Origin of the sequence: Bradyrhizobium sp. F1.4.3 (assembly GCF_040548375.1) — a bacterium.
In the GTDB taxonomy this organism is placed as follows: Bacteria; Pseudomonadota; Alphaproteobacteria; order Rhizobiales; family Xanthobacteraceae; genus Bradyrhizobium.
The window spans coordinates 79,079-91,896 of record NZ_JBEPRN010000017.1 but is presented as its reverse complement, the minus strand read 5'-3'; the positions used below and the strand labels follow the sequence as shown (position 1 = coordinate 91,896).

Here is a 12,818-nt window from a genome sequence, read left to right as displayed (position 1 = left end):
CATCGCGCCACGTCGTATCGTGCTCTGGGTCCCGGCTCTGCGCAGCAACGCTAAGGGCGTTGCAGCGCGTCCGGGACACGAGAACCGGCGTTATAATGACGAAGGTGAGAAACGTGCCGCCCGCTACTGCCGCTTGCGCTCGTTTGCGGGCGCGGGCTTCGGCACCTCGGCCGGCGGCACCGCCGCCGGTGGCGCGCTGTTGCTGGCGCCGAACAGGACACGGGTCGGGTTGCGGTCAAAATTGTTCACGGCGCGGCTGATGTCGCCGAGGGTGCGGCGGCCGTCGGTCATCAAGGCGCCGGAGCGCTTGTCGAAATCGTCGGCCAGTTCGCGGATCGACTTCACCGCCTGGAACAGTTCGCCGCCGTCCTTGCCGCCGGCCAGCGTGTTGAGGCCGAGCATCAGGTTGTCGGCCTTGAGCATCACGCCGTCGACCTTGGCCATCACGACGTCGATCTTCTCGGAGTTGCGGGCGAGCGAGCTGGTGAAGGTCTCGAGATTCTTCAGCGAGTTCTTCACCGACTCCTGATTGTCGGCGACGATCTTGTTGATGTTCTGGAGCGTACCGCGGATCGCCTCGGTGACGTCCTGGAGCTTGTTCGGATCGGCCATCAGCGTCGGGATGCCATCCTCATCGAGCGCGGGCGGAGGTGCTGCCTCCTCGCCGCCCTTGAGCGAGATCGCGGCGACGCCGGTCAGACCCTGGAATTCGAGGCCGACCAGGGTGTCCTTGCGGATCGGGGCGTTGTTCTCGACCATGACGAGTGCGACAACCCGCCGCGGGTTGTCGAGCTTCACCGAGACCACCTCGCCCACCCGGATACCGTTGAAATTGACGCTGCCGCCGTTGCGCAAGCCCGCCGCCGGGCCCTCGAACACGACGCGCAAGGGGCTGCGCTGCTTGGTGGTGTGCAGCGACTGGAACCACAGCACGAAGCCGATCGCCGCGGCGATCACGGCCAGCGTGAAGGATCCGATCAGTACGTAATTCGCCCGCGTTTCCATCAGCTACTCCGGCACCTCAGCCCATCACCGCGCGAGCGCGCTTGCCATGGAAATATTGCCTCAGCCAGGGATGCTGCGAGGCCTGCATGTCGGCCATCGACCCTGCCGCAATGATCTTACCGTTCCCTAAAACGGCGATGCGGTCGCAAGCTGTGTAAAGGCTGTCGAGGTCGTGGGTTACCATGAAAACGGTCAGGCCCAAAGTACGCTGGAGCGTCCTGACCAGCTCGTCGAAGTCGCCGGCGCCGATCGGATCGAGGCCGGAGGTGGGCTCGTCGAGGAAGACGAGATCCGGATCGAGCGACAGCGCGCGTGCGAGCGCCACGCGCTTGATCATGCCGCCGGACAGTTCTGACGGAAAGCGCTCGGCCACTTCGGGTTTGAGGCCGACCATGGTGAGCTTGGCGATGGTGATCTCGTCCATCAGCCGCTGCGACACCCTGAGATATTCGCGCATCGGAAACTGGATGTTCTGCCGCACCGTCAGCGAGGAGAACAGCGCGCCCTGCTGGAACAGCACGCCCCAGCGCCGCTCGACGTTGCGGCGCTGCGATGTATTGGAGGCATCGAGATCGACGCCGAACACCTCGATATGGCCGGCGACCTTCGGCACCAGACCGATGATGGTGCGCGTCAGCACCGACTTGCCCGCACCGGAAGGGCCGACGAAGCCAAGAATCTCGCCGCGCTTGACGTCAAGGTCGAGGCCGTCGAGCACGCGGGTCGCGCCGAACTGCACGGTGATGTCGCGGACGCGGATGATGGGATTTTGGATCGCGTTTTGAACTTCTTGCGCCATCATCACATTCCGATCGATGCGAAGAAGATGGCGAACACGCCGTCCATGACGATGACGAAGAAGATGCCCTTCACCACCGAGGCGGTGGTGTGCTGGCCGAGCGACTCCGCGCTGCCCTGCACCGCCAGTCCCTCGACGCAGGCGACGATGCCGATCACGGCCGCCATCACCGGCGCCTTCACCATGCCGACGATGAAATGGTCGATCGAGATGGCATCGCGCAGGCGCAGCAGGAAGGCTTCGGGATCGACGCCGCCATAGAGCCAGGCGACCAGCCCGCCGCCATAGAGCGCGGCCATGGCGCCGAGGAAGGCGAGGATCGGCAGCGCCAGCACCAAGGCGAGCATGCGCGGCAGCACCAGCACCTCGATCGGGTCGAAACCCATGGTGCGCAGCGCGTCGATCTCCTCGCGCATCTTCATCGAGCCGAGCTCGGCGGTGTAGGCGCTGCCCGAACGGCCCGCGACCATGATCGCGACCAGCAGCACGCCGATCTCGCGCAGCACCAGCACGCCGAGCATGTCGACGACGAAGATGTCGGCGCCGAACCTGCGGAAATGGAAGATGCCCTGTTGGGCGATGATGCAGCCGATCAGGAAGGTGATCAGCACCACGATCGGCACCGCGCGCCAGCAGACCTGCTCGAGATGATGCACGGTCGAGGTCAGGCGGAACGAGCGCGGATGAATCAGCGTACGCGCGACCGCCGCGAGCACAGCGCCGAGCATGTCGATCAGGCCCGCAACCGTGCCGGCAACACCGGCGACGGTGCGGCCGATCTGCTCCAGCATGCCGGTGATGGTGATCGCACTGGTGTCGATCACGGGCGTCGCCCGGACCCGGCGCACCTCGTCGACGAGGCTCGAATAATTGGCGGAGAGGCCTGCGATCTGCGCTTCGACAGGCCCTTGCGTCAGGCTGCGGCGCAGCCGCTCGATCAGCCACGCGCCGAAGGTGTCGAGCTTGGCGACCTCGGAGACGTCGATGAAGATGCTTTGCGGGCTACCGGCAAGCTTCTCCGCGTCGGCGACCATCCGCTCCAGGACCGGCGCGAAGCTCGCGGTCCAGGTGCCGGTGGCGCAGAGGGCCAGCGCGTTGCCTTTGGCAATCCGTTCCAGCTTCGGATCGCCACTCAAGATGTCCGCTCCCGTGCCGGGGCGCAAGAAACGGATGAAATCAGATGGTTGCGCACGCGCCCTTACCTAGAGAAGGTATCCCCAACTGGCCATAGTTAGTTGCAACAGGTAACTAGCAGGTTCAGATTTCGCCAGAGTTCAAAATGACTTCCAGCAAAGTTCCGGCGCTTTCGGCGCGAATCGAGCGCTTTCCCATCGACGGCAGTTTCACCATCAGCCGGGGCGCCAAGACCGAGGCCGTGACCGTCGTGGCTGAACTGAGCCGGAACGGCCTGACCGGCCGCGGCGAATGCGTGCCCTATCCCCGCTACGGCGAGACGCCCGAGGCGACCCTTGCGGCCATCCAGGCGATGCAGGCGGCCGTAGCAAACGGCCTCACCCGGCAGGGCCTGCAAGGTGCCATGCCGCCTGGCGCGGCCCGTAATGCGCTGGATTGCGCCCTGATCGACCTGGAGGCCAAGGCCGCAGGCCTGCGGGCCTGGAACCTGCTCGACCGGCCGGTGCCGGGCGAGCGCACCACGGCCTACACCATCTCGCTGGGCACCCCGGAGGCCATGGCGACAGCGACCGCCAAAGCGGCGCACCGGCCGCTGCTCAAGATCAAGCTAGGCGGCGCGGGCGATGCGGAGCGGATCGCAGCGGTGCGCAGGGCCGCCCCCGAATCCGAGCTGATCGTCGATGCCAACGAGGCCTGGACCGAGGCCAACCTGGAGCACAATCTCGCGGCCTGCGACGCCGTCGGCGTCACCCTGGTGGAGCAGCCGCTCCCGGCCGGGAAGGACGAGGCGCTGGCGCGGATCAAGCGGCCGCTTGCGGTCTGCGCCGACGAGAGCGTGCATGACCGCAACTCGCTCGCACCCTTGCGCGAGCGCTACGACGCCGTGAACATCAAGCTCGACAAGACCGGCGGCCTCACCGAGGCGCTGGCGATGGCCGACGCAGCGCAGGCGCTCGGCTTCGAGATCATGATCGGCTGCATGGTCGCGACCTCGCTGTCGATGGCACCGGCGATGCTGGTGACGCCGCAGGCCCGCTTCGTCGATCTCGACGGCCCCCTGTTGCTGGCGCGCGACCGCGATCACGGGCTTCGCTACGACGACAGCCTGGTCTATCCGCCGGACTCTTCGCTCTGGGGATGAGTTTTCAGCCGGTGCCGCGCCGACCAGATCAGGAGCGCGCCGGCGCCGGCCATCGCGGCCATAGCGTAGTACACGCCCTCGCCGATGTGCGCGTAGATCGCGCCTGACGCGATCGAGGTCGTCGCGCCCAACAGCCCGCTGCACGCCGCATAGTAGCCCTGCCCGCGCGCGATCTGATGCGAGGGCACGCGCTGCACCAGCAGGGTCATCGTGCCGAGGATTGTGAGGCCGAAGGTGAGGCCGTGCCCCAGCTGCACGATCGCAAGCAGCGCAAGCGGCGGATCGTAGGCGGTGACGATCCAGCGCACGACGGCACTCGCGCCGCCGATCGCCATCAATGACGACGGATGCAGCGAGAAGCGCGGCGACAGCGCGAAGACGATGATCTCGGCGATCACACCCAGCGTCCACAGCCCCGCGATCGTGAGCCCACCGAGACCGTGGACCTGCCAGCTGATCGCCGAGAACGAGTAGTAGGCGGCATGACTGCCCTGGATCAGCGCGGCCGAAACGATGACCAACCAGAAGCCGGCATCGTGCAGCAGGGCCTTGCCGGCATGCGTTTCCGCGGTCTTTCGCCTGACAACGTCGAGCGGCTGGAGCAACAGGCCGGCGATCGCCGCAACGCCAGCCCATGCGACGATGACCCAGATCAGCTCGCGCGTGGCGATGCTATCCACGAGATAGCCGCAAGCGAGTGAGCCGACGGCGAAAGCTGCCGAGCCCCACAGCCGCACCGGCCCGTAGTCGAAGCCGTAGCGAACGACGCCGCGTAACGCGTACGCATCCGTCAGCGGGACCACCGGCGTCCACATGATGCAGGTCAGCGCGTAGATCACGAGCAGCGCCAGCGGCTGGTGCTGCAAGCCGACCAACGCAAAGCCTACCGCGGTCGCGAACACCGAGACCATCATGCCGGCGCGAATCGCATGACGCTTTTCGGCAAAGGCGGTTGCGTAAGGCAGCGTGGTGAAGCGCGTGATCCCCGGCAGCGCGTTGATGATGCCGATCCATGCCGCATCGACGCCGACCGCCTTCAGCCAGACCGGGAAGAACGGTAGATGGGTGCCCGACACCGCGAACACGGCCGAATAGAACAGCGCCAGACGCACGGCGAATCGCCGCTTCTCGGAGGCTGTGGTGGGGATTTGTGATTCGGGTGGCATCAAACCAATTGCGATTCGGTCGATATCGTGGTGATCGTTACTGTAACGCGCAGTGATTTGCGCGACGAGATTGACATGGCCAACGAAGCATTCGCCCTTTCGCCTATGTCTGCCCGCGCGGCCGAGCCGAACGAGCAGGATTACGACGCGATCCGCGAAGCCTTCATGGAGACTGCGCGCGGCCGCTGGTTCCTCGGCGAATATGCCAAGCGCAACCGCAACGCCGACACCAGCATGGTGCTCGATGCGGTCGCAAAAATCGAAGAAACCCTTGCGGCACAACGACAACCCGTCGTCGAGGACCGCCTGCCCGAAGCGCTGGTCGAGATCCGCCGCGCGATCCGCGAAGCCGAGACGATCGCGATCGCAGCCTTCGATACTGCTGCGATCGAGGCCAGCCTCGCGCCGATCCCGCGCGGGGTGCGCATCATCAAGGAGATCTCCTGGCGCTGGCGCGAGATCGGTGCCGACGGGCGCATCTGCGACCTGATTGATTCGCAGCTCGCCTCCATCGAGGCCGCCTGCGCCCAGGTGTCGATCATCGACCCGCGCGCCGATCTCAAGGTTGCCTTCGATCTCTTGAAGGATCGGATCGAGCAGACCGATGCAGACGGCGCCGCCGCGCCGCAGGCGTCGGCTCCTCCCTCGCCGGCTACGGTGCAGGACGCGCCGGCGTCGGCGGAAGCTCCGGCTGCCGAGACGGCCGCGATGGCGAGCGAAGCACCCGCGGCTTTTACGGAGGCGCCGCAGGAGATCGCAGCTGCTCCCGAGCCCGAGGCGACCGTTGAAGCGATCGGCATTGCTGACGCGATGTCCGTTGCCGAGGAAGCGATGGCCGTCACCATCGAGCCGGAGATTGCCGAAAGTCGCGCCGCGGCCGAAGAGAGCTTCGCTGCCGTTGAGGAGAGCCTCGCCGAGCCTGCCGCCGTCGCAGAGACCGCGGACGAGTTCTCGCTCGATGCCGCCGCCGAGGCCGAAGATGACGCCGTGCTCGCGCGGATCGCGATGGAGATGGCCGCGCCAGATCCGGAGTTCGACGAGATCGTCGAGCCCATGGAGATGGCCGCAGCCGCGGAGTTAGCGCCGCAAGTTGCCGCCGAGGCTCCCGAGCCGGTCGCAGCGGAGCCGGCCATCGCACCGCGCGCAGAGGAGCCAGTGGCTGAGGCGCCGATTGCGATGGAATCGCTCGCGCGCCTCACCGACGCCATAGCGGAAGCCGCCGCCGAGGTGATGGAACGACCGGCCCCGGCCATGGCGGCAACGTTCGGCGCGGCGCCGACCGCGACACTTCCGATGCCCTCGCCCCTGCCCGAAGCCTCGCTCGGCGCAACCATTCTGGCCAGCGGCATGCTGCAACGGCCCCGCGCCGCCGCGAATGATGCGTTGGCGCCGATCCGCCGCATGACGCAAGCCGAGAAGATCGCGTTCTTCTCGTAGTACGCTAAAACTCTCTCCACCTCGTCATTGCGAGCGAAGCGAAGCGATCCAGACTGCCGCCGCGGAAAGATTCTGGATTGCTTCGCTTCGCCGCTTCGCTCGCAATGACGGAGCGTGAGGCTGCAGGCTGCTCGCCCTCCTGCAATGCCCTATGCTCATGATGGCAGGTTCCAGCGTGATTCAGATCACGTAGGGTACCACGGTGATCGGAATCACGGACCCAGGTCTCGAACGCGACCTAGTCTCCCCGCAACCAATCTCGCATCGAGATGAGTGCCAAAGGAGCACGCCATGTTCCGCTTGAAATCCGCCCTGATGACTGCGGGTCTGCTGGGAAGCCTGTTCGGCTTCGCCTGCGGCTCCGTTTCCGCGCAAGTCACCCCTGTCGAGCCGGCAGCCCCGGTTGCGCTGCAAGGCCCCGAACAGCGGGTGGCGCTGGTGATCGGCAATTCGAACTACCAGAACGCGCCGCAGCTCGCGAACCCCGACAACGACGCGCAGTCGATGGCGCAGTTCCTGAATTCGGCCGGCTTCGAGGTGATCTCGGCGACCGACCTGACCCAGAACGACATGCTCCGCGTGGTGCAGGATTTCTCGGCCAAGGTCGCTTCGCGCGGCCCCAACACGGTGGCGATGGTCTATTACGCCGGTCACGGCGTGCAGCTCGCCGGCGAGAACTATCTCGTTCCCGTCGACGCGAAGGTGTCGAGCCAGACCGAGCTCGTCAACAACTCGGTGCGTCTCGTCGACGTGATGTCGACGCTGGAGACGATCCCGAGCCGGATGCGCATCGTCATCCTCGATGCCTGCCGCAACAATCCGTTCCCGAACGTCAGCGACGCCAGCCGCGGCCTCGCAATCGTCGATGCGCCGAACGGCTCGATCGTCGGCTATTCGACCGCGCCGGGTGCCGAAGCGCTCGATGGTGCCGGCGGCCACAGCCCCTATACGCAGGCCTTCCTCAACGTCGCGCGCGAACCCAACGTGCCGATCGAACAGCTGTTCAAGCGCGTGCGTCTCGAGGTGAACCAGACCACCAGCGGTGCGCAGATTCCGTGGGAGAGCTCGTCGCTGACGTCTGACTTCACCTTCTTCGGCGACACCGCAATTGCCGCCAACCGCGCGCCGGTGAATGCGCCGGTGGTGCAGATGGCGTCCAACCTGCCGAGCCGCTCGACCCGTCAGGCCTATGACTACGTGCTGTCGGAAGGCCGGCCCGAGTACTATCAGGAGTTCATCGCGATGTATCCGCACGACCTGCTGTGCGATCACATCCGCTGGCTGCTGTCGAACCTCCTGATCTCGCAGGCCTGGCACAAGACGGTGCTCGCGAACTCGCCGATCGGCTACCAGACCTTCTACGATAGCTACCGCAACAGCCCCTATGCCCTGTCCGCGCTGAAGCTCGCAGCGCAACCAAAGCTGATCCCCTTGATGCAGGCGACCAGGTTTTTGGCCCCGCAGAACATTGCCCCGACCTTGAAGATCGGCAATCTCGGCCAGCCCAAATACCTGCCGCTGATCCAGCAGGCTGGCGGCGGTTCGCAGATGAGCGGCAACCCGCCGGCCGTGCAGAAACCGGTCGACGGCAACGTCATCGGCAAGATCGTCACCCTGCCCGCGCCGACCAACACCACGACGAACAACGGCACTGTTGGCAAGATCGTGACGTTGCCGGTAACCAACACCCCGCAAAATGCCGGCAATGCCAGCGGCAACCCGGGCAAGATCGTGAGCATGCCGGTCACGGCCGTCGGTAAGGGTGGCTCGAATGTCGACGTGAAGTCCACCAACGTCCAGACGCAGAACAATCCGATCCGCGTCAACAACGATGTGAAGCTCAACAACAACCCGGTGAACAAGGTGCAAGTCCAAAACAATCAGCAGAACAACCGCCCGCAGTTGAATGCGATGCCCAATGGCGGCGGCAACAATGTCCGGCAGTCGATGAACCAGTCGCCTTCGATGAACGCCGGCAACAACCATCGCGGCAGCTTCATGCACTGATCGCGGCCAATCGCGCACACGACAAAGGGGCAGAGCGGCGACGCTCTGCCCCTTCATCATGCGAGATGATCAGGCCGAAAAATCAGGCCACCAGTTCCGAGAACAAATCGGCGTCGACATTGCCGCCGGAGAGCACGATGACCACGTTCTTGCCGGCGACATCGAGACGGCCGGCCAGCAGCGCGGCGAGGCCGACGGCGCCGCCGGGTTCGACCACGAGCTTTAGCTCGCGATAGGCGAACGCAACGGCCGCGCCGACTTCCTTGTCCGACGCGGTCACGCCGCGTGCCAGCAGCTTGCTGTTGATCGCAAACGTCATCTCGCCGGGGATCAACGCCATCAGCGCATCGCAGATGGTGCGGCCCGCAGGCGCATGCGGCTCGCGATGGCCTGCGGTCAGCGACAGGCCGTGATCGTCGAACGCCTCCGGCTCGGCCACCACGATTTCGGCCAGCGGATAGCGTGCCTTCACGGCGGTCGCGACGCCCGCGATCAGGCCGCCGCCGGAGGCCGGCGCCACCACGATGTCGGGACTAAGGCCAAGCGTTGCCATGTCCTCCGCAATTTCGCGGCCGGCAGTGCCCTGTCCTGCGATCACGAACGGATCGTCATAGGGCCTGACCAGCGTCGCGCCGCGCTTCTCGGCGATGCCGCGCGAGATCGCCTCGCGGTCGTCGCGGTCGCGATCATACAGCACGACCTCGGCGCCATAGGATTTGGTGCGCTCGCGCTTGGACAGCGGCGCATCCGCAGGCATCACGATAGTCGCGTGCATGTCGAGGATCTTGGCCGCCGCCGCCACACCCTGGGCATGGTTGCCGGAGGAGAATGCGACCACACCGCCGGCGCGCTTGTCCTGCGGGATCGAGGCGACCTTGTTGAAGGCGCCGCGGAACTTGAAGGAGCCGGTGCGCTGGAGCATCTCCGGCTTCAAAAAGACCTTTGCGCCGACGCGCTCGTTGAGCACGGGAAAGGACAACAGCGGAGTGCGAATTGCAAAAGGCGCAATCACGCGCGCTGCGGCATCGATGTCAGCAGAGCTGACCGGAAGGGGCTGTTCTGTCATCAGCAATTTGTATCTCGGCCAATGACGGCTGGGAAGACACCTCCGCGCGAGGATTTCGAAAGCGTTTTCGAGCGAAGTGGATACCGGTTCGCGTAAAGAAAACGCGTCAAAACAAGAAGCTAGAGCCCCGTTCCGATCCATCGGAACGGAAAGGGCTCTAGCCCCGTCAGGCGACGAAGCGCGGCTGTTCCGAGCCGGTTCGGCCGGGCAGCACCGCGCCGACCGCCAAAATGCTGTCCACAAAAGCCCGGGCCGAGGCCTCCCAGGTGTAATTGGAGGCAAATTCGACGCAGGCCTGCCTGGAAATGTCGAGCGCGGCGAAGCAGGCGTTACGCAAATCATGATCCAGCGCGCCGACCGGCGCATCGCCGATGACGTCGCGGGGCCCCTTCACCGGGAAGGCCGCGACCGGCAGGCCACTTGCGAGCGCCTCCAAGAGCACCAGACCAAACGTGTCGGTCTTGCTGGGAAACACAAAGACATCGGCCGCAGCATAGATGTCCGCCAGTTCCTCGCCGTGCTTTTCCCCCAGGAAGATCGCGTCCGGATAGGCCTCTTCGAGCGCGGCACGCGCCGGGCCGTCACCGACGATCACCTTGGTGCCGGGCAAATCGAGGTCGAGGAAGGCTTCGAGATTCTTCTCGACCGAGACCCGGCCGACGGAGAGGAACACCGGTGCCGGGAAGCAGAGATCGATGGCGCGAGGGTGGAAAAGTTTTGTGTCGACGCCGCGCGGCCACAGCACGACATTGGCAAAGCCGCGCTCGGTCAGTTCGCGGGCGAGCGCCGGCGTCGCCGCCATCACGGCCCGGCTGGTGCTGTGGAAGCGCCGCAGCGCCCGCCAGATCAGGGATTCCGGAACCGGCACCCTGGCGCGGACGTATTCGGGGAAGCGGGTGTGGAAGCTGGTGGTGAACGGCAGCTTGCGCTGGCGGCAGTAGCGGCGGACCATCAGGCCGATCGGCCCCTCCGTCGCAATATGGATGCTGTCCGGGCGCGCCTCTTCGATCAGCCTGGCGATCCGGGCCGGGCGCGGCATCGCGAGCCGCACGTCACGATAGCTCGGCATCGCGAAGGTGCGGAACGATTGCGGCGTCAGGAACGTGAACGCGACGTCAAGCCCCTCGGCGGCATCGGCAAGCTTGGTCAGCGTCCGAACCACACCGTTGACTTGCGGGTGCCAGGCGTCGGTCGCGACCAGGATGCGCATCAAGCCGCCCTTGCTGCCACCTGCGGAACTTCCGCCGGCTTCCGCGCCGGATCGGCCCAGGTGATGATCTCGAAATGGCCGTCGTCGTGCTCGACCAGCGCGGTGCAGCTCTCCACCCAGTCGCCGCAGTTCATGTAGCGGATGCCGCCCTCGTCGCGGATGACGGCATAGTGGATGTGGCCGCAGATCACGCCGTCGGCGTCGTGGCGGCGCGCCTCGGCGGCGAGCGCCTGCTCGAACGCGCCGATATAGTTGACGGCGTTCTTGACCTTCTGCTTGGCCCATTGCGACAGCGACCAATAGGGCACGCCGAACATGCGCCGGAAGAAGTTGACGAAGCGATTCATCTGGATCGCGAAATCGTAGGCCTTGTCGCCGAGATGGGCGAGCCAGCGCGCGTTCTGCACCACGAGGTCGAAGATGTCGCCGTGGATGACGAGAAAGCGCTTGCCGTCCACGCCGGTGTGGACGGTGTTCTCGACGACGTCGATGCCGCCGAAATGCGTGCCGTAATAGTTGCGCAGGAACTCGTCGTGATTGCCGGGGATGTAGATGACCTTGGCGCCCTTGCGCGCCTTGCGCAAAAGCTTCTGGACCAGGTCGTTATGCGATTGCGGCCAGTGCCAGCTCGATTTCAGCGCCCAGCCATCGACGATGTCGCCGACGAGATAGATGGTATCGGCATCGTGGTAGCGCAGGAAGTCCAGCAGAAGGTCGGCTTGCGAGCCGCGGGCTCCGAGATGAACGTCCGAGATGAACAAGGTGCGAAAGCGCCGCTCAGGGCTCTCGTCACTCACATCGTAACTTCCCATGCGACAGCCTGTAACAATATCCCGTGACAGGGGGATGACCGATTGAACCTTTGAGGCACCCTCAGATACGAATCAAACCTCGCCTCGCCCTCCCCGCGAATATCAGTCGCATGCGACAATCAGGCGACATGGTTGAGCAATGGTTCCCCGCAAAAACCCGGACACCACGGCCATATTGGTTAACAGCGGTGGCCGGCGCGCCGCGCGAAGCCGGCGTCAGTAGAACTTGTGGAAATGATGGATCGGCCCGTGGCCGTGGCCGACGCTGAAGCGGTCGGCAGCTTCAATCGCCGCACTGATCCAGGCCTTGGCGTTGCGCACCGCGCGTTCGAGATCCTCGCCCTTGGCGAGACCCGCCGCGACCGCCGACGACAGCGAGCAGCCGGTGCCATGGGTGTTCTTGGTGGCGACGCGCGGCGCGGCGAGTGCGATGGTGTTTTCGGCATCGACGAGATAGTCGATGCTCTCGGCGCCCTCGCCGTGGCCGCCCTTGATCAGCACTGCGCGGCAGCCGAGCGCGAGCAGGCGACGCCCCTGGCTTTCGATATCGGCCTCGCGCAGAGCGACCGGCTCATCGAGCAGAGCGGCGGCCTCCGGCAGATTCGGTGTGATCACCGAGGCGAGCGGCATGAGTTTTGTGCGCAGGGCCTGGACGGCTTCCGACGCCAGCAGGCGGTCGCCGGAGGTTGCGACCATCACGGGATCGAGCACCACATGCCGGGGCGCCCAGCGCGACAGTGCGGCGGCGATCGCGTCGATGCTCGCGGTCTGCGCCACCATGCCGATCTTCACCGCGCCGACATCGAGATCGGAGAACACGGCGTCGATCTGCGCGGTGACGAACTCGGCGGGCACGGCGTGAATGCCGGTGACGCCCCTGGTGTTCTGCGCCGTCAGCGCCGTGATGGCGGAGGCGCCGTAGACACCGAGCGCGGCAAAGGTCTTGAGGTCCGCCTGAATGCCGGCGCCGCCGCTCGAATCGGAGCCGGCGATGGTGAGCGCCACGGGCGTCGTCATCGCGGGATACATTCGCTTGAGAAG

Annotated in this window: 11 protein-coding genes; 3 read left to right on the top strand and 8 right to left on the bottom strand. The window is 65.5% G+C overall.

Features of this window, described 5'->3' with window-relative positions; all coding sequences use genetic code 11:
- Positions 1-123: 123 nt before the first annotated feature.
- The 3 genes from ABIB73_RS30845 to ABIB73_RS30835 are packed head-to-tail and all read right to left on the bottom strand — an operon-like array spanning position 124 to position 2,940.
- Complete coding sequence (locus ABIB73_RS30845) at positions 124-1,005, bottom strand: MlaD family protein (protein WP_354230247.1); 882 nt, start codon at positions 1,003-1,005, stop codon at positions 124-126.
- Between the two features lie 16 nt (positions 1,006-1,021).
- Positions 1,022-1,804, bottom strand: a complete 783-nt coding sequence (locus tag ABIB73_RS30840) for an ABC transporter ATP-binding protein (RefSeq protein WP_354230245.1) — start codon at positions 1,802-1,804, stop codon at positions 1,022-1,024.
- Between the two features lie 2 nt (positions 1,805-1,806).
- Complete coding sequence (locus ABIB73_RS30835; RefSeq protein ID WP_354230243.1) at positions 1,807-2,940, bottom strand: MlaE family ABC transporter permease; 1,134 nt, start codon at positions 2,938-2,940, stop codon at positions 1,807-1,809.
- 143 nt (positions 2,941-3,083) lie between these two features.
- On the opposite strand from ABIB73_RS30835, the gene dgcA reads away from it, so the two are divergent.
- The gene (gene dgcA, locus ABIB73_RS30830) at positions 3,084-4,079 is read left to right on the top strand and encodes an N-acetyl-D-Glu racemase DgcA (RefSeq protein WP_354230241.1); all 996 of its coding nucleotides are present in this window, start codon (positions 3,084-3,086) and stop codon (positions 4,077-4,079) included.
- Here the strand turns inward: dgcA and ABIB73_RS30825 are convergent.
- Positions 4,049-5,245: an MFS transporter gene (locus tag ABIB73_RS30825; RefSeq protein ID WP_354230239.1), complete on the bottom strand. Its 1,197-nt coding sequence runs from the start codon at positions 5,243-5,245 to the stop codon at positions 4,049-4,051. The two genes, dgcA and ABIB73_RS30825, sit on opposite strands and share 31 nt — an antisense overlap.
- Positions 5,246-5,320: 75 nt before the next feature.
- Between ABIB73_RS30825 and ABIB73_RS30820 the strand changes: the two genes are divergently transcribed.
- Together ABIB73_RS30820 and ABIB73_RS30815 are read left to right on the top strand one after the other, a co-directional pair.
- On the top strand, positions 5,321-6,682 hold the full coding sequence (locus ABIB73_RS30820) for a hypothetical protein (RefSeq protein WP_354230237.1): 1,362 nt from the start codon (positions 5,321-5,323) through the stop codon (positions 6,680-6,682).
- Positions 6,683-6,973: 291 nt separating this feature from the next.
- Positions 6,974-8,689, top strand: coding sequence for a caspase family protein (locus tag ABIB73_RS30815; RefSeq protein WP_354230236.1), 1,716 nt, complete (start codon positions 6,974-6,976; stop codon positions 8,687-8,689).
- An 82-nt stretch (positions 8,690-8,771) separates the two neighbouring features.
- Here the strand turns inward: ABIB73_RS30815 and ABIB73_RS30810 are convergent, their stop codons facing one another.
- From ABIB73_RS30810 to thiD, 4 genes are all read right to left on the bottom strand, one after another.
- The gene (locus ABIB73_RS30810) at positions 8,772-9,755 is read right to left on the bottom strand and encodes a threonine/serine dehydratase family protein (RefSeq protein WP_354230234.1); all 984 of its coding nucleotides are present in this window, start codon (positions 9,753-9,755) and stop codon (positions 8,772-8,774) included.
- Positions 9,756-9,921: 166 nt separating this feature from the next.
- The gene (locus ABIB73_RS30805; RefSeq protein WP_354230232.1) at positions 9,922-10,965 is read right to left on the bottom strand and encodes a glycosyltransferase family 4 protein; all 1,044 of its coding nucleotides are present in this window, start codon (positions 10,963-10,965) and stop codon (positions 9,922-9,924) included.
- Complete coding sequence (locus ABIB73_RS30800) at positions 10,965-11,777, bottom strand: UDP-2,3-diacylglucosamine diphosphatase (RefSeq protein WP_354230230.1); 813 nt, start codon at positions 11,775-11,777, stop codon at positions 10,965-10,967. The genes ABIB73_RS30805 and ABIB73_RS30800 overlap by 1 nt, the downstream gene beginning before the upstream one ends.
- Before the next feature lie 216 nt (positions 11,778-11,993).
- A complete protein-coding gene (thiD, locus tag ABIB73_RS30795; RefSeq protein WP_354230228.1) occupies positions 11,994-12,794 on the bottom strand; it encodes a bifunctional hydroxymethylpyrimidine kinase/phosphomethylpyrimidine kinase in 801 nt (266 codons plus the stop codon).
- Positions 12,795-12,818 lie beyond the last annotated feature (24 nt).